Annotated in this window: 14 protein-coding genes; 8 read left to right on the forward strand and 6 right to left on the reverse strand. The window is 67.2% G+C overall.

Annotated elements, in window-relative coordinates; translation table 11 throughout:
* Nucleotides 1–3: 3 nt before the first annotated feature.
* Both K368_RS23820 and K368_RS0103495 read right to left on the reverse strand, forming a co-directional pair.
* Complete coding sequence (locus tag K368_RS23820; protein WP_051439736.1) at nt 4–4683, reverse strand: MupA/Atu3671 family FMN-dependent luciferase-like monooxygenase; 4680 nt, start codon at nt 4681–4683, stop codon at nt 4–6.
* 295 nt (nt 4684–4978) lie between these two features.
* Nucleotides 4979–6193, reverse strand: a complete 1215-nt coding sequence (locus tag K368_RS0103495) for a hypothetical protein (protein ID WP_027171176.1) — start codon at nt 6191–6193, stop codon at nt 4979–4981.
* Nucleotides 6194–6632: 439 nt separating this feature from the next.
* Here K368_RS0103495 and K368_RS25470 point away from each other — a divergent pair, with 439 nt between their 5' ends.
* From K368_RS25470 to K368_RS0103515, 4 genes are all read left to right on the forward strand, one after another.
* Nucleotides 6633–7436 carry a response regulator transcription factor gene (locus K368_RS25470; protein WP_197030975.1) on the forward strand — a complete coding sequence of 268 codons (804 nt, stop codon included), beginning with the start codon at nt 6633–6635 and terminating at the stop codon, nt 7434–7436.
* A gap of 776 nt (nt 7437–8212) precedes the next feature.
* Nucleotides 8213–9304: an SDR family oxidoreductase gene (locus tag K368_RS23830; RefSeq protein WP_081739490.1), complete on the forward strand. Its 1092-nt coding sequence runs from the start codon at nt 8213–8215 to the stop codon at nt 9302–9304.
* 140 nt (nt 9305–9444) lie between these two features.
* The gene (locus K368_RS0103510; RefSeq protein ID WP_245259484.1) at nt 9445–10704 is read left to right on the forward strand and encodes a glycosyltransferase; all 1260 of its coding nucleotides are present in this window, start codon (nt 9445–9447) and stop codon (nt 10702–10704) included.
* Nucleotides 10685–11842: a DegT/DnrJ/EryC1/StrS aminotransferase family protein gene (locus tag K368_RS0103515; RefSeq protein WP_027171178.1), complete on the forward strand. Its 1158-nt coding sequence runs from the start codon at nt 10685–10687 to the stop codon at nt 11840–11842. The genes K368_RS0103510 and K368_RS0103515 overlap by 20 nt, the downstream gene beginning before the upstream one ends.
* Nucleotides 11843–12154: 312 nt before the next feature.
* On the opposite strand, the gene K368_RS0103520 is transcribed toward K368_RS0103515, so the two are convergent.
* A complete protein-coding gene (locus K368_RS0103520) occupies nt 12155–13546 on the reverse strand; it encodes a UDP-glucose/GDP-mannose dehydrogenase family protein (protein WP_027171179.1) in 1392 nt (463 codons plus the stop codon).
* A gap of 467 nt (nt 13547–14013) precedes the next feature.
* Here K368_RS0103520 and K368_RS0103525 point away from each other — a divergent pair, with 467 nt between their 5' ends.
* The 4 genes from K368_RS0103525 (at nt 14014) to K368_RS25475 (ending at nt 19089) form a co-directional block, all read left to right on the forward strand.
* On the forward strand, nt 14014–15000 hold the full coding sequence (locus tag K368_RS0103525) for an NAD-dependent epimerase/dehydratase family protein (protein ID WP_027171180.1): 987 nt from the start codon (nt 14014–14016) through the stop codon (nt 14998–15000).
* 149 nt (nt 15001–15149) lie between these two features.
* The gene (locus tag K368_RS0103530) at nt 15150–16325 is read left to right on the forward strand and encodes a glycosyltransferase (RefSeq protein ID WP_027171181.1); all 1176 of its coding nucleotides are present in this window, start codon (nt 15150–15152) and stop codon (nt 16323–16325) included.
* A gap of 48 nt (nt 16326–16373) precedes the next feature.
* Nucleotides 16374–17699 carry an O-antigen ligase family protein gene (locus K368_RS23835; protein WP_051439739.1) on the forward strand — a complete coding sequence of 442 codons (1326 nt, stop codon included), beginning with the start codon at nt 16374–16376 and terminating at the stop codon, nt 17697–17699.
* 760 nt (nt 17700–18459) lie between these two features.
* Complete coding sequence (locus K368_RS25475; protein ID WP_051439740.1) at nt 18460–19089, forward strand: response regulator transcription factor; 630 nt, start codon at nt 18460–18462, stop codon at nt 19087–19089.
* Between the two features lie 139 nt (nt 19090–19228).
* Here the strand turns inward: K368_RS25475 and K368_RS0103545 are convergent, their stop codons facing one another.
* From K368_RS0103545 to K368_RS0103555, 3 genes are read right to left on the reverse strand one after another with little or no spacing between them, the layout of a single operon-like run.
* Nucleotides 19229–19705: a secondary thiamine-phosphate synthase enzyme YjbQ gene (locus K368_RS0103545; protein ID WP_027171182.1), complete on the reverse strand. Its 477-nt coding sequence runs from the start codon at nt 19703–19705 to the stop codon at nt 19229–19231.
* Nucleotides 19702–21696 (reverse strand): cisplatin damage response ATP-dependent DNA ligase, encoded by a 1995-nt coding sequence (locus K368_RS0103550; protein ID WP_027171183.1) that lies wholly within the window; start codon nt 21694–21696, stop codon nt 19702–19704. The genes K368_RS0103545 and K368_RS0103550 overlap by 4 nt, the downstream gene beginning before the upstream one ends.
* Nucleotides 21693–22781, reverse strand: coding sequence for a ligase-associated DNA damage response exonuclease (locus tag K368_RS0103555; protein WP_027171184.1), 1089 nt, complete (start codon nt 22779–22781; stop codon nt 21693–21695). The genes K368_RS0103550 and K368_RS0103555 overlap by 4 nt, the downstream gene beginning before the upstream one ends.
* Nucleotides 22782–22849: the final 68 nt, after the last annotated feature.

The following is a 22849-nucleotide window of genomic DNA, read 5'->3' on the forward strand; positions in this document are numbered from 1 at the left end:
GACTCAGGCGACCGTCGCCGGCATCTCCTGGCGGCGTCGGAGCGCCTGCCGCGCCTTGGCCCGGTCGTGTCCCCGGTCCGCCGCCGAGGGGCCGGTGGCGAATCCTCCGAGATGCAGGGAGAGGGTGCGGATCGTGGGGAAGCGGAACAGGTCCGTGATCGCGATCTCGCGGCGGAGTTCCTCGCCGAGACGGCGCTGGACCTGCACCACGAGGAGGGAATGACCGCCGAGATCGAAGAAGTTCTCCGTGGTGGCGACGACCGGGCGCCCGAGCGCTTCGCCCCAGATGCCGGCGATCAGCGCTTCCACCGAGCTCATCGGCACCTCGGGCGATGCGGGTTGCGTCTCCGGTAACTGTTGCGGCGCGGGCAGCGCGCCGCGATCGACCTTGCCATTCAGGGTCATCGGGAGGGCGGGCAGGACGGCGATCACGGCCGGCACCATGAAGGCGGGCAGGGTCGATGCGACCGCCTCGCGCAGGGCCTCGGGCCGCAGGACCGCGCCGTCCCTGGCGGTGACGTAGCCCACCAGGCGCTGGTCCCCGTCGCTGTCCTCGCGCGCCACCACGATTGCGGCGGCGATGCCGGGCTGCCGCGCCAAGGCGGCCTCGATCTCGCCGAGCTCGATGCGGTGCCCCCGGACCTTTACTTGGTGATCGAGCCGCCCGAGGAAAACCAACGCTCCCGAGGCGTCCCGGCGGACGAGGTCGCCCGTCCTGTAGAGCCGTCCCGGACCGAAGGGATTGGGGACGAACCGCTCCGCCGTCAGGTCCTCGCGGCCGAGATAGCCACGGGCGAGGCCCTCCCCGCCGATATGGAGTTCGCCCGCCACATGGGCCGGGCACGGGCGCCGGTGCGCGTCGAGCACGTGCAACGTGGTGTTGGCGATGGGCTCGCCGAGAGTCATGGCGCGTCCGACGCCGTCGATTTCGACCACCGCCGACCAGATCGTCGTCTCCGTCGGCCCGTACATGCAGAGAAGCTTGCCGGGCAGGAGGTCGCGCAGCCGGCCGGCGAGCTCCGCGCTCAGCGCCTCGCCGCCCACCATCATGGTTCCGAGCTGCCCCAGGGCGTGGCGGCCCGCCGCATCGGCCACCAGCATCCGGGCCATGGAGGGCGTGCACTGGAAGTGGGTGACCCGGTGCCGGACGATGTCCTCGGGCACCGAGGCCGGCACCGTCGCGGTGAGGGTTCCGGCCATGACCATCAGCCGCTTCAGGTTCTCGAGATGGTCGAGGGCGAGATCGGTCGGCACCCCGAAATCGATGAGACAGGCGATCTCGTCGGTCCCGATGCGCCGCACCGCCTCGACCATGCCGAGGCAGGATTCCGGGGTGCCGAACAGGCCGCTGGTGCGGTGATAGCGCTCGAAGGCGTGGTCCAGCAGCGCGTCGCGATCGGCGGCCGACAAATCCCCGGCATCGAGGATGTCGGCCGGCGTGCGGCCGTCGGACGCCGCGCGCTGGACGAAGGTCGGGAAGGTCCAGGCGGCCTGCCTGACCAAGTCCATCGCGCTGCCGAGATAGCGCTTCATCGGCTCGCGGACGGTCTCGCGGACCAAATCCTCGTCCTCGCCCACGAAGGTATGGAGCATGAGGGTCACGTGCCCCTCGCCGGCATGACCGGCATCCCGCCACGCCATGCGGTATTGGCGGATCTTGTCGGCCAGTTCCTCGAGGGTCTGGCCGAGGAGATGGGTGAGGACGCCGCATCCGAGCCGCCCGGCCTGGACGAAGGTGTCGGGATTGCCGGCGGCCGTCAGCCACATCGGCAGTTCGGGCTGGATCGGCCGGGGCATCGTGCCGATCTCCACGATCTTGCCCAGCGGGTTGGGGAACGGCAGGCGCTCGCCGCGCCAGAGGCGGCGGATGTCGTCGATCTGCCCCGCCATTCTCTCCTTGCGCTCCGCGAAGCGCTCGGGCGCCAGGACGAAGTCGTTCGGCTGCCAACCCGACGCGAAGGCGATGCCGGCCCGTCCCTTCGACAGGTTGTCGATCATCGCCCAGTCTTCGGCGACGCGCAGGGGATGGTGGAGCGGCAGGACGCAGCTTCCCGCCCGGATCTTGACGCGCTCCGTGCAGCTGGCGAGGGCGGCGGCGCTGAGGGCCGCATTGGGGTAGAGGCCGCCGAAGGCGTGGAAATGCCGCTCTGGCGTCCACACCGCCTCGAAACCGTTGCGGTCGGCAAAGCGCGCGCCCTCCAGCAGGAGGCGATACTTGTCCTGCGGGTCCGCCGCGTCGTCGTTCGAGAAGTAGAACAGGCTGAATCCGGGGCCGGAACTCGGCTCGGAGCGCTGGCCGTGCAGCACCAATGTGAAGCCGCGCGCCAGGGTCCAGAGGATTTCGAGCACCGAGATATCGAAGGACAGGCTCGTCGCCGCGAGCCAGATGCCGGGGGGATCGTGCGGGATGCGGGCATCCATGCCGGCGCAGAAATTCATCAGGTTGCGATGGGTGATCGCGACGCCCTTGGGCCGGCCGGTGGAACCCGAGGTGTAGATGACGTAGGCGAGGTCCGCACCGCCGGCACGCCCGGGCGGCGAGGCGACCTCGCCTTGGGCTTCCGCGGTGTAGAGCACCGTCGTCGAGGCGAAGGCCAGGCGCTCCTGGATGGGGCGGCTCGTCAGCAGCACCTCGGCGCCGGAATCCTCGAGCATGTAGGCGAGGCGCTCGCGCGGATACTCGGCATCGAGGGGCAGGTAGGCAGCACCCGCCTTCAGGGTCGCGAGGACGGCGACGACGAGGTCGGGCACCCGCTCGTGGCAGATGCCGACGATGGTCCCCGGCCCGATCCCGGCCGCGACGAGGCGGCCGGCGAGTTCCCCGGCCGAGCGGTCGAGGTCGCCATAGGTGAGGCGGGCCTTACCGGCGATCACGGCATCCCGCTCCGGTGACGCTGCGGCCCTGGCGGCGATCTCGTCGTGGATGCTGCGATCCTCCGCGAAGGGCGCGGTGGTGGCATTGAGCGCGGCCACGATCGCCGCCTCTTCCTCCGGCACGAGGGGGAGCGCTCCGAGGCGGATTCCGGGATCGGCCAGGAACGCCTTGAGGAAGGCCGCGAACTGCCCGGCCATGGCCTCGGCGACCTCAACCTCGAAGGTCCGGCCGCAGATGAGGAGCCGAGCCCGGTCCCCGCTCTCGCTCAGAACCAGCAACAACTCGGAGCCGGAACGCGCCAGGAGACCCGGTTTCGCACCGCCATGGGCCATGCCGATCTTGCGCCATCCGACGGCCCTTTCGCGCAAGTCCGGCGAGGCGACGCGTGGCGGTAGATCGGCGGCCAGAATCCCCCTGGCGGCGAGGTCCGCGCGCGTTTGTCCGTATGCGGCCCGGAGGTCCGAGACGGTGCCGTCCCGGTCGAGGGCCAGGGTCAGGGGACGGTCCGGCAGGAACCACGGCTCCAGCCCGCTCCCCGTTTCGTCCTCGGACTTGGTCTCGGTCTTGGTCTCGGACTTGGTCTCGGACTTGGCCTCCCCGCTCAGCGCCACAGTGACCCGTGGAGCGTCGCAGACGAGGCCGATCCAGGCGACGAAGGCCGCCGCCGTGTCGTCCAGGCTCGCGGTCCGGGCAAGCGGGATGGCGACGGAATACGGCGCGGCGTCGGTGCCGCCGGACCCGCGACGGGGATAGGGCAGCGTCGGCGCGGCGACATCGGCCATGCGCTCGATCCAGAACGCCTCGTGGGCGGCGGCAACGCGCTGGGCGGCGGTGATCGCCTCGGCGCGCGGCCCTTCGATCTCCGGCAGGACCGTGCCGACGTCGAACATCGCCCCGGCCGGCTCGCCACGCGGAGTCGTGAGGCCGGTGAGGACGATCTCGCGATCGGCTGTGGCGACGCAGACGAGATCGGGCCCCACCCGCGTGATCGTGCCGGGCCGCCGATGATCGGAGGCGGGACCGATGTCCGCGCCCCGGACGAGAACGAGATCCTGCCCGGTGAAGATTTTCGGCCGCGCCAGCGGATTGTGCACCGGGCCGAAATCGAGGGCGCGGACGAGGGCCGCGATCCTGGCGGCGGGCTGGTGGAAATCCAGGGTCGCCGCACGATCCGGGCGCTTGAGCCGGCCATGGTAGCTGCGCTCGCCCCTCTGCGGCCTCGCTTCCGCGCGGCCCGAGACGAGCCCGTCGAGGAGGGCGGCGAAACTGGAGGCTCCGGCTTCGTAGCAGCGGCCATTGAGGCTGAAGACGGTATCATTGGGCAGGATGTCGAAATGCTCCTGCGCCAGGATGGCGCCGGTATCGACGGTCTCGTCGATCTGATGCCACGTCACGGCATGGGAGGTCTCCCCGGCGAGGATCGCCCAGGTCGTGGCATGGAGGCCGGCATGCCTCGGCAGGGGGCCATCGTGAAAGTTGATCGCGCGGCGCCGGACACGGGCGAGGGCCGCCGGCGGGATCACATCGAGGTTGCCGACGCTGAACAGGAAATCGACCGGTGCCTGGCCCTGGCCCCCCTTCAGGAACGCATCCTTCTCGATGATGGCGAGCCCCGCGCGGCGCGCCCAGTCGGCGGCGCGGGGATCTCGCGTCACAACGGCGGAGATCGAATGCCCCGCGGCCAGGAAGAGCTCCGCGCATCGGATCAGGAGCGTCCCATCGCCGATGAAGCAGGCGGTGGGTCTCGCATCGTCCTCAGCGTGATGTGCGACCGTATCGTCCCGAGGACGGTTCCCGATGAATTCCATCTCGACAGGCTCCGGCACCGCTGCACGTCATGGGAATCGATGGCATGAAACAAGAAAACAGCTTTCGAATGTCGGACATCGAGACGAAAGGCTTGTTTCCGGCAAACAATGACGTCAATTACAATAACAATTTGGGATGAAGATCGAATATTGGATAACGATCCGGACAAAATCCGCACCCGTCATCATTCCTGAAAGGGATTATTGAGACGAACCCGGGGCCGCATGACGCACCGAAATCGTTTCATCGACCTTCCAAATAAAGAATGCTGTTTTAATCCGCGCAAGAGAAGCGCTACTTCGGATTACTGAGCTTTTTCCCCGAGGGCGCCCCGTCGCCGCGGGCGGATTTCAATTGCGGCGCCCCCTGGGTCAGCGGCGGGCGTGTGAGTGACGAAACCGGAAGACGCGAGGCCCGGACCGGTTCGTGGACCTCGCCGTTCGGGCCGGCGCCTCCGTCATCGGACCGCGCCTTCGCGGTGGGGGAAGACTCTGCCGGTGCCGGCGCGGCGGCGTTCGCCGGGGGCCGCCCGCGATTCGGGCGCGGTGACGCGCGGCGGAGGACGGGGGGCGTCGGCGTCGCTTTCGGCTTCGATGGGGCGATGCCCCTCGCATAGGACAGGGCGTCGAGGGAGGCGAAGGTGGCGCCGCCGAGCGTCAACCATCTCGGGCGCAGGTCGCTCACGGGCGCATCGTCCACCGGCGCGAGCTCCGGGACCTTGGCGGCAGCGGCCCGCGCCGCGCCGGACCCGCCCTCCGCAACGTCGGCCTTGGCGGCGTCGATTGCCGCGTCGGCATCGACTGACGCCAGCTCCATCCGCGCCGGGGCATCCCCATCGCGGGCGAGCCCGGCCTCCGCCAGGGCGGTCTCGGACACCCGGCGGGCCTCATCCGCCAGCGTCTGCGCCCGGATCGCGGCATCGGCGCGGGCCTGGAGATCCGCAGCCTCGGACCGGAGGGTCGACACCTCCCCGCGACTGGCCTCGAACTGCCCTTCGAGGCGCCGGAGCGCCTGCTCGCGGTCCTCCGCGCGGGCGGACAGGAGCTGGCGATCGTAACGCGTCCGCTTCAGGTCGGCCTCCACGGCCTCCAGCGCCCGGCGCCCCTCATCGACCTGCCGGCCCAGGAGGGAGCGGGCGATCTCGGCCGCGTCCTTCTCCGAACGAAGCTCCAGGGCGAGGGTCGTGATCCTGTCCTCGGCCTGCTGCAAGGCGGCTCGATATCCGTCCTGAGTCTGGCGCGCCTCGCGTGCTCCCACGGACCGGGTCGTCTCGACGACGAAGCCGAACACGATCGCGCTGAGGATGGAGGTCGCGGCCAGCAGCCAATAGAGGTTGCCCGAAAAGCGGGACCCCGGCCGCATCGGGCCGACGAGGTCGGCATGGTCGTGTCGGAACGACTCGGCCCACCCCCCTCCCCCGGGAAACGGCGCGCGGACCGAACCGGCCTGCGCCGGATCGCAGGAGCCGATCGATCTCTTGGAGCCGGCAAAGCTGTTATGAGTGTCCAACCACCTGCCCAACATATCGAATCTCACATGACTGCAGCTGTATGCCGCCGATTGTACCTCGCACTGCCAGTCATCGGAGATCGAAAGAGACCTACTCCGAACGGACGATCTGGGCGTATGACCCGACCCGAACGATCCGAGCGGAATCAATACAGTCCCTGAATGTGAGATGCCGCAGGAATCCGCGAGTGCACCTCTCAATGTTCGCACAGAAAACCGTCGCAAATTAGCATTTGCGTAGATATTCCAGATGGACCGGAGAAGTCGGAATCTGCCATCGATCAAATGGGATGACCAAATAAGGATTATCTAACCCATTTTTCATTGACGATTAGATTGTTCCAATTCATACCAGACTCTCAATTTAATGTATCGAACTGTACATTACTTGAAGACGGAGAGATCGATTTATTCAACGCGATTTGGTGGGGGTCCAGCGATGATTCATGTATCGGGAACTACCTTTCCACGACTCAATTTTGCTCCCGCAAAACGTCCGGCCATCGTCATTAGCGGTGGAACGGCGCTCTACAGGGAAGGTTTACGCTATATCTTGATAAAGAGCGGCTTCGACGTGGTTTCCATGGTGGGAAGCCTGGATCAAGTCCAAGATTTTAACGAAACATTTGAATCAAATCTTATTATTATCATGAGTCTTCAACCGAAAGCAGATGCGCCGACCGAAGACATCCTTGGCGCTCGTCTTCGTTTTCCCCATAGCTTCATCATCTGCATCTGCGCGACCTGTGAAGCCGAGCATGTGGCTCCGATGCTGGAAAGCGGCGCGGCGGCCATCCTTCTCTCCAGCGCCGGTTCGGATACGCTGGTGCAGGCCCTGGAACTGATCCTTCTCGATCACTGCGTCGTGCCGCACCTGTCCATTCGTGCGAATGTGAAGACCGAGCCATGCCAGGAGGAGGATCAGGCACCCGCGTCCACCAGCGAGGATCGACCTCCCTCGGACGATCAGGCATTCCATCTCTCGGAGCGGGAACTCAGCATCATCGCCTGCCTGATCAAGGGCGATTCGAACCGCGCGATCGCCGAGCGCCTGGCCATTGCCGAAGGGCGCGTGAAGGGCAACGTGAAGTCGATCCTCCGGAAGATCAATGTTCGAAATAGAACACAGGCCGCTCTCTGGGGTATCAAATACTGTAACGCCGGAGACCGGACCCGTCTGGTCGTGCATCATCCGGGTGTCGCGTCCCTGAACGACGTGCTCGAAGGTATGGCGGCCGTGTAGTACCAAGTCTCGGTGACCCTGACCCATAGGTCAGGGTCACCGAGGTCCGGCGGACGACCGCCGCCGCGCCGTCGCGCGGGCGGACCTCGATGAGTCAGGCTCGTCGAGGTCCGGCATAAGTGCCTGCTCTGCTCGTTTTTCCAACGATTGACCTCAGCCTGAAACGCCGCGTAGCGGCCTCGAAGGAGGGTTCCAGGGATCGCTTCGGCGTCTGGAGGTCTCCTTCGAGGCCCTTTGCTTGAGCAAAGGGCACCTCAGGACGAGGAGATCTGTTTGGATGATCGACTTTGGCATGAGCATCCTCTGAGAAATTCGAGCGAGCGGGCTCCGAGAATCTCACGCAACGTCCGGTGACGAGGGGCTCTCGCCCCGAGCACGACAGCGCAGCGGGAGTCTCGCGAGAGACGCATCGAGACCGCCCGCGAGACCCTTGGCCCCGCCGAGACCGTACCGAGCCGCTTTCGGCACCGGCCATGCCCCCATCCGCGACGGCGTCGCCACGCCGATCCCGTCGACTGACGCACCATGCGCTGCCCTGCCCCGATGTCGGGCACCAACGGTCATGTCCAGTCGATCGGCGCGGATGAAGCCTGTCGCATCAGAAATTGCCCCGACTAACCCCTTCGAGCACCAGCTTGCCTTGACTGGGCACGATCGAAGACATCGGTTTTCATTAGTTATTAGTCCGATTGTTCTTTTGATTTACAAAATCCATCACATTAAATTGATGATCAAGACTAATGAAGATCGTTTTCATGACGTGATGGAAGAGAGCCATGAACGCAAGAATTGCTGTTACGGGGGCCGGCGGATATATCGGATCCGTCATGGTCGGAGAACTGCTTCGCCACGGATACAGGGTCAGGGCCATCGACACGTTCTATTTCGGAACGCCTACCCTTTCGAAGTACGACGGCCACCCGAAGCTCGAGCTCGTCAAGCAGGATATCAGAACCATCGACCACCGCGCCTATGACGACTGCGATTATGCCATCGATCTCGCCGCCTTATCGAACGATCCCTCCGGCGATCTCGACCCGGAGCTGACACGATCCATCAACGAGAAGGGCCGGATACGGGCCGCGATGGCCGCCAAGCGTGCCGGCGTCTGCCGCTACCTCTTCGCCAGTTCCTGCGCGGTCTACGGCGCCGGCCAGGACATGTTCCTCACCGAGGACACGCCGCTACGCCCGCTCACCGTCTACGCGCAGACCTGCGCCAGGGCAGAAGAGGCCGTGCTCGCCCTGAACACCGGCCATTTCGTCGCCACCGCGCTCAGGAACGCCACCGTCTTCGGCCTGTCGCCGCGCATGCGGTTCGACCTCGTCGTCAACCAGATGACCTTCGACGCCCTGGATCGCGGCCGCATCACGGTGGGGGGCGATGGCTCGCAATGGCGCCCCCTGGTCCATGTGCGGGACGTGGCCGCCGCGTTCCTCGGCGCCCTGCGCGCTCCCGCCGGAGCCGTCGCCGGGGAGGCCTTCAACGTCGGCTGGGACAATCGCCAGATCGTCGACATCGCGCTCGCGGTAAAGAACACCGTCACGAGGCCGAGCGAGATCGAGTTCATGCCCGGCGGACCCGACCGGCGCGATTACCATGTGAGCTTCGCCAAGGCGCGTGAACACTTCGGCTTCGGGGCACGGCACCGGATCGAAGACGCCGTCATCGAGATCCAGAACGCCATCGAAGCCAAGCTCCTGCGCAACACGCCCGCCTGCAACACGGTCAAGTGGTACAAGATGCTGCTCGCCGATCCGCTCCAGGGGTTGAGCCTGCCCATCGCGGCCGAGGAGACCGTCGCCGCGAGCCCGAGCGTCTTCCCCCGTCCGCAATTCGAGACCGCCGCGGACGTGGCGCGCGCCTGAACAGGACGCGCCTTGCGCGGATCCGGACCCGCGCCTCCCATCGACCGGCCCAAGAGTGCCGTGTCGCAGGTTTTCGATCGCAGAACCGGGGGCCACTTCTGCGAAACCTGCTTTGGAGGACAGCCATGCGAGCCTATGACATGCCTTCCTCGTCCCCGGTCCGACGGCCGGATGGCGGCTCCCCGCTGTCCGTCCGTCACGTCATCATCGAGAACAAGGAGGGATATCCTTCCTTCGCCAACGGTATTCATCAGAATACCCGCTCCCTCGTCACCGAACAGACCCTGTCGGGCGAGGCGTCCCGCATCCTGTTCCTGTCGCGCGATCCGTTCGGGATGACGGTGCCGGCGGGCATCCGGCTGGATCATATCCCGCTGGACGGGCGCAGGATCCTCGGCCGCACGGTCAGCCTGTCGCGCCGCTCCCGCGAGGCTTTCCTCGACGGGGCCGACACGCGGACGATCTTTCATTTCCACGGGGCGCGCCAACCGCTCCTGGTCCCGCTGACACGGATGCTGCGGCGGCGCGGCATCCCTTACGTCATCAGCCTCCACGCCTGCTTCTCGCATTTCTACGATCGGGCGGGCCGGCTGGTGAAGCCGTCGACGGCCCTCTACGTCCGGCTGCTGGAGCGCAGGGTTCTCGAAGGCGCGCGCTTCGTCCACGTCATCACCGCCCTGGAACAGGCCGAACTGCGCCGCCTGGCGCCGAAGGCCCGGTCGGTCCTCGTGCCCCACGGGGTCTATTCGAGCGCGGTCGGCGGGCGTCCGGGATTCGTCGACAGGCCCGGCCCGGCCGGAGGCTCGCCCGTCTTCGGCTTCTGCGGCCGGCTCGCGACGTTCCACAAGGGCCTCGACCTCCTGATCGAGGGGTTCGCCCTCTACCGGCGGCAGGGCGGCGCGGGCCGCCTCGTCGTCATGGGCCCCGGCGACGAGCGCGAGGCACTGGCGGCGATGGCCCGCCGCCTCGGGGTCGACACCGCCGTGATTTTCGAGGCGCCGCGCTACGGAGCCGACCGGGACGAGGTCGTGCGGGCCTGGGACTTCTTCGCCTTTCCCTCGCGGCTCGACCGCTGGCCGACGGCGGCACTGGAAGCGCAGATCCTCGGCGTGCCGCTCCTCATCACCGCCGAGGCGGGCATGACCGAGGCGATGGCACGCCACGGCGCCGGCCTTCTCATCGAGGATCTGACGGCCGAGGCCGTGGCCCGGTCCCTCGCCCGGGCCTCTTCCCTCGATTCCGCGGAATGGCAGGCGATGTCGCGCGGCGCCCACCGGATGGGGTGCTCGGCCGACTGGACCGTGGTCGCGGCGCGCCTGCAGGCCCTCTACCGAACCACACCGGCATCGCCGGCCCTCAGCGACCCCATGGAGGCAACCGATGGCAGTCCCGTTCTATAGGCATGCGCTCTCGCCCGACTACGCCGTGCGGGTCGCCTCGGTGCTGGGCAGCGCGTTCCTGACGACAGGCCCCGAAGGCGCGCGCGTCGAAGATCTGCTCCGGGACTTCTTCGCGGTGCCGCATGCCAAGCTCACCTCGAGCTGGACGCAAGGGGCGGTGGCGACCCTCCTCGCCCTGGGGATCGGCCCCGGCGACGAGGTCATCGTGCCGGCCATGACCTTCGCGGCGACGGCCAACGTGGTGCGGCTCGTGGGCGCGACGCCGGTCTTCGTGGACAGCGACCCGAACACGCTCCTCATCGATCTCGCCCTGGCGGCGGCGGCCGTGACGGAGCGGACGCGGGCGATCATCCCGGTCCATCTCTACGGCCAGATGGTGGACATCCCGGCTCTGCGGGCGGCGATCCCGTCCGCGATCCGGATCATCGAGGACGCGGCCCATTGCTTCGAGGGCAGCCGCAACGGGCGCCGGCCGGGGCAGGACGGCGATGCGGCGATCTTCTCCTTCTACGCCACGAAGAACGTGACCTGCGGCGAGGGCGGCGCCGTCGTCACCCGCGATCCGGTCCTCGCCCGGATTCTGGTCCAGACGGTGCTGCACGGGATGTCCGCCGGCGCGGCCCAGCGCTTCCAGGGCGGCACCTACAACCATTGGGACATCGACCGCCTCGGCACCAAGGCCAACCTGCCGGACCTGCTCGCCGTCCTGCTCGCCCCCCAGATCGAGCAGGTCGAGGTCCAGTGCGCCCGGCGCGAGGCGTTGAGCCGGCGCTACGAGGCCGCGCTCGCCGGGACCCCGTTCACCTGTCCGGCCATGGAGCCGGGCGTGGTCTCGGCGCGCCACCTGTTCCCGATCCACGTGCCCGACGGGCGGCGCGACGACATGCTCCGGGCGCTGGGCGAGGCCCGCATCGGCACGACGGTGAATTACCGCAGCGTGCCCACGCTGACCCTCTACCGCGACGTACCGGAAGCATCGTCCCTGCCCGTCGCCCGGGAATGGGGCGAGGGCACGCTCTCGTTGCCGCTCTTCCCGGACCTGCGCATCGACGAGCAGGACGAGGTGATCGAGACCGTGCTGGCCCAGGCCTCCGCGTTCTGGCCGAAGCCCGCCCTGAGGACCGCGACCGGACGGTGAGCAGGGGGCCGATGACGGGAGCCTCGCTCCCGCATCGCGCCTGCCGAGCACCGTTTCCCCCGTCATCCCGGATATCTACCTCATCCTGAGGCGCCGCGAAGCGGCCTCGAAGGGGGGCTCCAGGACTCGCTAGGCGAACTGGAGGACTCCTTCGAGGCCCTTTGCTTGCGCAAAGCGCACCTCAGGATGAGGCGAGCGGGTGGGAGGGTCCGTCACCGTGAGACAAGACCGACTTTTCCAAGTAGATCCGATGCACGACAGCCGCCCCGTATTTGCGCGGCGGCTGTCGTTCAACGGATTGCCCCCGCTGGATTACCCCGCCGCAACCGCGAGTTCCGGCAGGACGGCGCCCTGCGGCTGGGTGAGCTCGATCCGTGGCGCCGGGCGCTCCGCCGTGACGCTGCGGCGGCCGATGCCCACGTGGCGGAAGCCCGCCTCCGTCGCGTCCGCCGCCGGGATGATGTTGCGGTAATCGACGAGGACCGGGCCGGCCATGCGTGCCCGGAGACGGGCGAGGTCGAGGGTGCGGAACATGCTCCATTCCGTGACGATCGCCACGGCATGGGCGCCCGCCACGCAGGAATAGGGATCGGTGGCGTAGGCGATGTCCGGCATCAGGGTCCGGGCCTGGTCCATCCCTTGCGGATCGTAGGCGCGGATCTCGGCGCCCTCGTCCTCCAGGGCGGTGATGATCGAGGTGGCCGGCGCCTCGCGGACGTCGTCGGTATCCGCCTTGAAGGTCAGGCCGAGCACCGCGATGGTCAGCCCCCGGACGGAGCCGCCGCAGGCCTTGATGAGGCGGCGCGCCATCAATCGCTTGCGCTGCTCGTTGGCGGCGGCCACCGTCTCGATGATGCGGGAGGGGACGCCGTAATCCTGCGCCGACTTGATCAGCGCCTGGATGTCCTTGGGAAAGCACGAGCCGCCGAAGCCCGGGCCGGGCTGGAGGAACTGCGCGCCGATCCGCCGGTCGAGGCCGATCCCGTAGGCGACGCCCGCTACATCGGCGTCCGCCCGCTCGCAGAGATCGGCCATCTCGTTGACGAAGCCGATCTTCATGGCGAGGAAGGCGTTGGCGGCGTATTTCACCAGCTCGGCGGTGCGCCGGGTGGTGAAGAACAGGGGCACCGCGGCCTCCGCCAGGGGCCGGTAGAGGTTGGTCATGATCGCCCGCGCCCGCTCGTCCTGGGTGCCGATGACGATCCGGTCGGGATGCTGGAAATCCGCGATGGCCGCGCCCTCGCGCAGGAACTCCGGGTTCGAGACGACGGCGAAGGCCCCCTGGGGCTGGACGACGCGCATGATGTGCTCGACCCGGTCCCCCGTCCCTACCGGGACGGTCGATTTCGTCACCACCACGGTATAGCCCTGGATCGCCCCGGCGATGTCGCGGCAACAGGCGAAGACGTGGGCGAGGTCGGCATGGCCGTCACCGCGCCGGGCGGGCGTGCCGACGGCGATGAACACCACCTCCGCGTCGCGGACCGCCGCCGCGAGGTCGGTGCCGAAGGTCAGGCGGCCGGCCGCGACGTTGTCGGCGACGAGGGCATCGAGATGCGGCTCGTAGATCGGCATCCGGCCGGCGCACAGGGCGGCGATCCGCTGAGGGTCCTTGTCCACGCAATGCACATGGTGCCCAAATTGGGCAAAGCACGCCCCGGATACGAGCCCGACATATCCGACGCCGATGACCGCCACCCGCATTCCAGCCTCCATGGATCGTTCAGATGAGATGGATCGTTCAGATGAGCGAAGGCGGTCGCTTGTGTCGAACAGCAACCTCCGCGAGCGACAACCTTAGAATATCATCCTGTCCCGGAGAACATCTCTTCCGAGTGGGCATCGCATAGTCCGAAAGCTACGTGACCGACGCGAATTATTCGCGTTGAACAGTCGTTCCAGCATTCCTGCACCCCGATTCGGTAGCCCGACAGGATCCGCGTGGGACGGGATTCGGGGAATCCGGACGATGCGGATGGCTTTCGCGCCCCAGTGCCCATGACCCAAGGCCGCCAAGTCGGCCTCGCCCCCGCCAAGTTCGGCTCGTCCGGCGCAAGGGGGCTATACGCGGCGGGCCGAACGCTTTCGATCTAACTCTCAAGTTTCCTACCAATACAGTCGACGATCATGCAGTCCTTCTGGCGGCACGCATTGAATAAGGGCTGTCTGTCATGAAAAAGATACTTGTGACCGGGGCCGGTGGGTTCATCGGACACCATCTCGTCAAAAGCCTCGTCAGCAAGGGCTATTGGGTCCGCGGGGCCGACATCAAGCTCCCGCAATACGAGGCCTCGGCCGCGCACGACTTCCTGCAGGTCGATCTTCGCATGCGTGACAATTGCGCCATCGCCGTCAAGGACATGGACGAGGTCTATCACCTCGCGGCCGACATGGGCGGCATCGGCTTCATCAGCGGCTCGCATGCCGAGATCACCCTCAACAACACCCTGATCAGCGCGCATATGATCGAGGCCGCGCGCGACAGCAGCCTGGAGAAGTTCCTCTTCTCCTCCTCGGCCTGCGTCTATCCCCAGCACCTCCAGCTCTCGCCCGACGTCACCCCCCTCGCCGAGGACGTCGCCTGGCCGGCCCAGCCGGAGGAAGGCTACGGGCTCGAGAAGATCTACATGGAGAAGATGTGCCAATACATGACCGAGGATTGGAAGATCCCGACCCGGTCCGTGCGGTTCCACAATGTCTATGGTCCGCTCGGCACCTATGACGGCGGCCGGGAGAAGGCGCCCGCCGCGATCTCGCGCAAGGTGGTGCTCTGCCCCGACGGCGGCGAGATCGAGGTCTGGGGCGACGGTCTTCAGACCCGCTCCTTCATGTATATCGACGATTGCGTCGAGGGCCTGTACCGGCTGATGGGCGCCGATTACTCGGCCCCGATCAATCTCGGCACCGACGAGATGATCAGCATCAACGATCTTGTCGACATCGCGGCGGAGATCGCGGGCAAGACGATCACCAAGCGCCATGACCTGACGAAGCCCCAGGGCGTGCGCGGGCGCAACAGCGACAACGGCCTGATCCGCAAGGTCCTCAATTGGGAACCCACGATCATGATCCGCGAGGGGCTCGTGCCGACCTATCGCTGGATCGAGGAAGAGATCGCCCAGGCCCATCCGGTCCGGCATTCTGTCGCCGCCGAGTAACGGCGCGCCCGTCGGCGCCTCGGACGAGACGCCTGCACCCGTGCCCGGCGCCGCATCCGCTTTCCCCTTCATGGAGGCGGCTGCGGCCTCGCGCCGCCACGGGATGACGACGCAGCAGCAGTCACAGCAACGACCGTGAGGCGATCCGGATGTCGAAGCGCGTATTGATCGTCCACAACGAGTACCAGTTCCATGGCGGCGAGGATTCCGTCGTGGCCCAGGAGATCGGCGCCCTCGAACGGGCCGGGTGCGACGTCCGGCTCTTCACCTTGAGCAACACATCCATCGTCACGCCGATCGACCGCCTGCGCGCAGCGTTCCAGTCGGTGAATTCGCCCAAGAACATCGGCCTCGTCCTGAAGGAGGTCGATGATTTCCGGCCGGACGTGGTCCACGTGCACAATTACTTCCCGCTGATCTCGCCGATGGTGCATGTGGCCGTCCGCAAGACGGGAACACCGACGATCCAGACGCTCCACAATTACCGGATCATCTGCGCCAATGCGATGCTGACGCGAAACGGCGCGCCCTGTGAGGTCTGCGTCGGCGGCTCCGCCTACAATGCGGTGCTGCACCGGTGCTACCGGGATTCCCGGCTCGGATCGCTGGCGGTGGCGCGATCGATCCAGCATCACAAGCAGATCGGCACCTGGGCGAACCATGTGGATCGCTTCATCGCCCTCACCGAATTCGAACGCGGGCGGTTCATCGCGGCAGGCCTGCCCGGCGGCCGCATCGCCGTGAAGGCGAACGGGCTCGCCGATCCCGGCCCGGTCGGGGCCGGCGAGCGGGAAGGATTGCTGTTCGTGGGGCGTCTCACCAGCGAGAAGGGCATCGAGACGCTGATCGCGGCAGCGAAGATCGCCGGCCGCAGGGTCACGGTCGTCGGCACGGGGCCGCTGGCGGACCAGGTCGCCGCCTCGCCCGATCTCGACTACCGGGGCCAGGTCACCCCCGCGCAGGTCCGCGCGGCGATGAGCGAGGCCAGGGCCCTGATCGTCCCCTCGCTCTGGTACGAGGGATTGCCGATGGTGGTGGTCGAGGCCTTCGCCATGGGCCTGCCGGTGATCGCGTCGCGGATCGGCTCTCTCGCCGAGATCGTTTCGGATGACGTGACCGGCCTGCATTCCGCCCCGGGCGACGCCGCCGACCTCGCCCGCGCCATGACGCGGATCCTGACGGACCGCGCCGCCTCCGAGCGCATGAGCCGGGCGGCACGGTCGAAATACGAATCGTGCTGGAGCGAGACCGTCACAACGAACCAGCTCCTGGGGATCTACGCCGAGGCGATGGGATCGCACCGGACGATGCCGATCGCGGTCTAGGAGCCGTATCCGGTCGCCGCCCCGGCCCCGTCGAATGAGGTCGCCCGCGTGATCCAGTCCCGCCTCGACACCGCCCTTCCCCTCGGCCGGTCCGCCGACGACTTCAACGAGCGCTACTCCCGGGCCCTCGTCATCGTGCTCCTGGGCTACGCCATCCTGGGCAAGACCTTCGCCTATCTGGGCATCCCGCCGCTCTTCGTCGGCGAGATGGCCCTGGCCGGAGGGCTCATCGCCCTGCTGCGGTCGGGATGCTGGCTCGCCGTCCTGGCGACGCCGGCGAGCCGCATGCTCATCGTCCTGATGGGCTGGGTAATCTACCGGACCGTGCCGTATGTGGGCCCCTACGGGATGGACGCCCCCCGCGACAGCGTGCTGGCCCTCTACGGCCTGTTCGCCCTGATCGTCGTCGCCCTGCTGCTGGAGGAGCCCGGCCGGTTCTGGCGGGCCATCGACACCTATGGCCGGTTCGCGCGGTTCTATGCCCTGGCCGGCGGCATCGTGTACGGCCTGAGTTCGGCGTTCCTGAAGATCCCGGGCACCGAGATCCAGATCCCCAGCGTCCGGGCCGGCGAGGCCGCCAGCCACCTCGCGGCCATCGCCGTCTTCGTCATGCTCGGGCTCGGCCGCTTCTCGCGGCTCTGGATCGCGGTGCTGATGGCGAGCATGATCGTCGTCACGTCGAGCCGCGGCGCCATGCTGACCTGCCTCGTGCCGGTGGTGGTTGCGGCCATAGCCGGGCGCCGGCTGCGGCAGTTCATGCCCATCGTCCTGGTCTTCCTCGTCGCCGCGATCATCGCGACGGTGTTCGATCTCAGCATCCAGCTCCCCGGCAACGAGCGGGCGACCGGACCCAAGCAGCTCGTCGAGGGCCTGAAGAGCGTGGTCGGCGTCAGCGAGACCTCGAATTTCGAGGCCACCAAGGAGTTCCGCCTGCGCTGGTGGGCGACGATCCAGGACTACACCCTGCGCGGGCCGTATTTCTGGACGGGCAAGGGCTTCGGCGTGAACATCGCCCTCGAGGACGGCTACAAGCAATGGGTGACGGCCGACGCGGTGCTGCGCAGCCCTCACAACGTGAACATGACCTATCTGGCGCGGTCGGGCGTCCCCGGCCTCGTGTTGTGGCTCGGCGTCCTGGCGACCTGGTTCACGATGCTGCTCCACAGCCTGCTCTGGGCCCGCCGGCGCGGAGAGGAGCACTGGGCCAAGCTGTTCATCTGGATCGCCTGCTACGGCCTCGGCATGTTCGTGGACGCGTGTTTCGACGTGGCGCTCGAAGGACCGATGCTGGGCATCTGGTTCTGGTGCGTCTTCGGTTTCGGCATCGGTGCCAGCATGATCTTCCGCTCCCCTCTCGGGCGCAACGTACAATAGAAGGTCGCCGGACGCGCAATTAGAGCTCTGCCCGTGCCGTCGATGGTCGTCGCCGTGCTTCGATCATCGACAGTCTTCGATAGAATTCGATCTAAGTAGTCATACCACGGCACAGATTCCGACAAGGTCTCGCTGATCCAGGCTGTGCGGGGCCTCGTTGCCGGCGCGCACCCACCGGGGCACGTCGAGGTTTCGATCTGCGAGTAAGAGCGCCGCAAGGGGCGAATCTATCCGAAACGGATGCTTTGCCGGACTCCGGCGACATCGGGCTACACCGATTTCGACGACACGAATGCCATGAATTAGAGTTCCCATTTTTGCTTGTGACGCTCGATATTGTCGTGTTAGCTGACTGCAGCGAAATTCAATATTCGAAAGGGGCGCCGAGGGGTCGGTAGATTTATTAACATATAATAATAATTGCGAACATTCAAATTCGCTTCGGCTGATACGGACGGTTATTTCAGACTTGCTGAAATACGAGTGAGTTTTGCCTCTTCGGCGCAAGGACGACCCTGCCAATCGAGCGGCGGCCAGATCCGTCACTGTCGGCAGAATGTTGCCAATGCCAGCGATTTCCCAAATCCAAATTGGAGTAAGTCAGATGCCAGTCAGTGCCACAGCTGCCTCAGAACCTCCCAAATCCGATTTCATTCCCAGCATCATCGGCAGACCGGACGATCGGATGCCTTCCCTTGCAAGCATACCCGCCATCATTATTGGGCCGCGGGGCCTGGAGCGCGACGGACTCGTCGGAATTTTGAACCAGAACGGATATTCGATCCTCGATTCCATCGATAACATCTCCGACATGAGCCCCGGACACCTGCCGGCCCTGATCATCCTCACGGAGTTCGGCCAGGAGCAGATCGAGGCGGCGCTGGTTCCGGTGGTGCAATCCCACTTTCCCCTGGCCCGCATCGTCGCCTTGACGGCCGAGACCGATCCGGCGGTGCCGCGGTACCTGCTTCAGATGGGCATCCAGGCCTGCCTCAACCGGAGCGCGCAGCCGATCGCGCTGATCCGATCGCTGAACGTGGTGATGGGCGGCAACATCGTGATCTCCATCGGCGCCGCGTCTCACCTGACCGGCGGGGCGTACGGCTTCCCGAAACCGTCCCTCATGACGTTTCCGAAGACCGCCGACGGGTCCACGGCGACGGCCTCGGATCTCTCCAACCGCGAGATCGAGGTTCTGGCCTGCCTGGCCACAGGGCATTCGAACAAGTCCATCGCCCGGGAATTGCGGATCTCCGAGGCGACCGTGAAGATCCACGTGAAGAACGTGCTGAGAAAGATCAACGTCAGCAACCGGACGCAGGCCGCGGTCTGGGTCTCGAAGCACGGAACGCCGAAGGTCGGCGCCCGGCGCAACGGGCGGGCCGCGTGAGCTGAACCGGCGGCGCGTCCGATGAGGGCGCGCCGCCTTAGAGCTGCGCCCGACCACGTTGTGTCGGGGCACATCTCTGGGCCTTTGTCGTGCCGCGCTCTTCTTCGCCGAACCGGTATCCACTTCGGCGCAGAGCGCTCTACGCCCCGGCGACGTGCAGGACGATGTCGCGCCGATGCGGCCGGTCGCGATGCTCGATCAGATAGATGCCCTGCCACGTGCCGAGGACGAGCCGCCCGTCGGTGACGGGGATCGTGAGCCCCGAATCCGTCAGGAGGGTGCGGATATGCGCCGGCATGTCGTCGGGGCCTTCCGCCGAATGGATGTACCCGCCACCGGGGAGGCGCGGGGCGAGGCCGTCCAGCGCCGTCATCAGGTCGCTCCGCACATCCGGGTCGGCATTTTCCTGGATCGTCAGGGAGGCCGAGGTGTGCCGGCAGAACAGGGTGAGCAGGCCCTGCCCGATGCCGCTGCGCCGCAGGAAATCGGCCACGGACGCGGTGATGTCCGTGAATCCCTGCCCCGGCGTCGAGACGGTGAATCGGGCGCTCGCCTGGCGCCGGATCTCGCCCTCCTGAAAGCCTTCGATCCCGCCGATCCTGCCCGAACCTCTCATGCTGTCTCTCCCTCGATGACGGCGCCCGGCGCGATCTCGCGCTCGCCGCGGGCCAGGATGGTCTCCAGGGCCTCGATCCGGTCGGCCTCGGCCGCCGGCTTGTCCCAGCGGATGCGGTGGACCCGGGGGAAGCGCATGGCGACACCGGATTTGTGTCGGGTGGAGCGTTGCACGCCCTCGAAGGCGATCTCCAGCACCAGCCCCTCGTCGAGGCCGTAGGCCACCTCGCGCACCGGGCCGAAGCGCTTCGTCGTGTTGTTGCGGACGTAGCGGTCGAGCTTGGCCAGTTCCGCATCGGTGAAGCCGTGATAGGCCTTGCCCACCGGCACCAGTTCGCGGCCGCCCTCCGGCCGCTCGCGCCAGACCCCGAACGTGTAGTCCGAATAGAAGGACGAGCGTTTCCCGTGGCCGCGCTGGGCATACATCATCACCGCGTCGACGAGGTGCGGCTCGCGCTTCCACTTCCACCACGGCCCCTTGGGGCGTCCGGGGAGATAGGGGCTGTCGCGCAGCTTCAGCATCACCCCCTCGATGGCGTCGGCATCCTCGCCCGCCCCCACCGAAGCCGGGTCGGCGCGGGCCTCGGCGAGATCGTCCCAGGTGGCGAAGGTCACGAGCGGCGAGAGGTCGATGCGGGCGTGATCCAAGGCGGCGACGAACCCCTCCAGCCGGGCGCGGCGCTCGGCGAAGGGCAGCGGGCGCAGGTCCTCGCCCTCCGCCGTGAGGAGGTCGTAGGCCCGGACATGGGCGGGGAACTCCTCCAACAGCTTTGGCGTGACGGCTTTCCGGTTGAGGCGCTGCTGCAGGACGTTGAAGCTCTGAACCCGCTCCTCCCGCAGGATCAGCAACTCGCCGTCGATGGTGCCGGTGAAGGCGATCGCCTCGGCGAGATCGGGGAAGGCATGCGTGATGTCCTCGCCGGTGCGCGAATAGACCCGCGCCACCTGTTCGCCGACCTCGTCGCGGCCACCGCTGAGCTGGACGCGGATGCCGTCCCATTTCCACTCCCCCGAGAAGGCGGACGGGTCGAGTTTCGCGAAATCCGTTTCCTCGTCGATGGGGTGGGACAGCATCGGCGGGCGGAACGGCGCCGGGTTGAGGGTGGTGGGGCGCTCCCCCCTCCCCTCGACCCAGGCGAACAGGCCGAGATACGGCGGCTCGAGCCCGTGCCAGACCTCCTCCACCGCATCGGCCTCGTGGCCGCCGAGCGCCCCCACGGCCGTCTTGGCGAGGCGCGCCGAGACGCCCACGCGGAGCGCCCCGGTGATGAGCTTCAACAGCGCCCAGCGCCCGGTCTCGTCGAGGGCATCGAGCCAATCGGCGATATGGCCGGGAAGATCGGACTTTTTCGTCGTCGCGAGGGTTTGCACCACCTCGGAGAGACTGGGGATGTGCGGAGGTGGGTTGTTGTGGCCGGGGCCTATCAAAGGATCGCCCGCCAGGTAGGCACGAGGCGCGACGGGCTCCCTCTCCTGCAAGGAGAGGGTTGGGGTGAGGTGTGGTCCATCTCCGGAGAGGTCGCACACCTCACCCTGTCCCTCTCCTTCCAGGAGAGAGGACCCGCGCTGCCCGCGAGATTGTGGCAGCCGGGGGTGAGGGGGCGAATCCGAACGAGCCTCGTCCGGTGACACCCCCTCACCCTCGCCCTGCGGGTTTGCCGCGCCGACGCCGAGGTCGTCGCGGCCCTCCCCTCGCCCAGCGGGGAGGGGGGGAGCAGCGAGCGGCGGCCAGATCAGGGCCGTGGTCTCGGCGAGATCGCCGACATAGTTGTGCGAGAGCGCGAACAGCACCGGATCGACCCGTGCCTCCACCAGCCCGCGGATCATCGCCGGCTTGGCCTCGCGGAAGCTGAGGTTGCCCGTCATGGCGGCGAGCGCCCAGCCCCGATCCGGGTCCGACGCATGGGCGAAGTAATCCTGCAGCAGGCGCAGCTTGGCGTTGCGGCGCGGCTCGTAGGCGAGGCGGTCGAGGAGATGGGCGAAGTCGTTCATGCCACGGCCTCGTCCGAAATCGCCGGAGCCTCGTCCACTGCCGCCGCAGGCTCCTCTCGTGCCGCCGCAGGCTCGGCCTCGCCGTCGTCGCCATAGCCGAGCATGTGCAACGGCTTCGCCGCGATCCCTTGTGTCCCGCACCAATGTACCAGGGCGTCCTCCTGCCCGTGCGTGACCCAGACCTCGCCGGCCCCGGTCTCGCGGATGGTGCGGCACAGGTCGGGCCAGTCGGAATGGTCGGAGATGACGAGGGGCAGTTCGGCGCCCTTCTGCCGGGCGCGGGCGCGCACCCGCATCCAGCCCGAGGCGAAGGAGGTGACGGGATCGGGGAACTTGCGCGACCACACGTCCTGGATCGCCGAGGGCGGGCAGAGCACGATGGCCCCGTGGAGTTTGCCGCGCTCCGCCGCGACCACCTTCGGCGTCTCGCCCAGGGGAATGCCCTCGCGCTTGTAGAGCTCGGTCAACTTCTCCATGGCGCCGTGGAGATAGATCGGTTCGTCGTAGCCCGCCTCCCGCAGCAGGGCCATCACCCGCTGCGCTTTGCCGAGCGCATAGGCGCCGACGATATGGGCGCGCTCGGGGAACAGGGCGACGGAATCGAGGAGCTTGCGGACCTCGCCCGCCGTGTCCGGCATCCGGAAGACCGGCAGGCCGAAGGTCGCCTCGGTGATGAAGACGTCGCAGGGAACGACCTCGAAGGGCAGGCAGGTCGGGTCGTAGGCGCGCTTGTAATCGCCCGACACCACCACCCGCACGCCCTGGGCCTCGATGGAGATCTGGGCCGAGCCGAGGACGTGGCCTGCGGGTGCGAAGCGCACGGTGACGTCGCCGATGCGGATCTCCTGCCCGAGCACCGCCTCCTGGCGTGCTTCGCAGAAATCCTCGCCGTAGCGCACGGCCATGATCCGCAGGGTCTGGCCGGTGGCCAGCACCTTGCCGTGGCCGGACCGGGCATGGTCGGCATGGCCGTGGGTGATCAGCGCACGCGGCACCGGCCAGGTCGGGTCCACATGGAATCCGCCCAGCGGGCAGTACAGGCCCTCGCGGGTCTGGGTCAGGAGGTCGCCCGCGCGAAGGCTCATGCGCGGGGCCGAAGATCGGGATGGCAGCTCATGCGACGTGATATAGGGCGCCCAGGCCGGTTCGCGTC

Origin of the sequence: Methylobacterium sp. 10, from assembly GCF_000519085.1 — a bacterium.
In the GTDB taxonomy this organism is placed as follows: Bacteria; Pseudomonadota; Alphaproteobacteria; order Rhizobiales; family Beijerinckiaceae; genus Methylobacterium.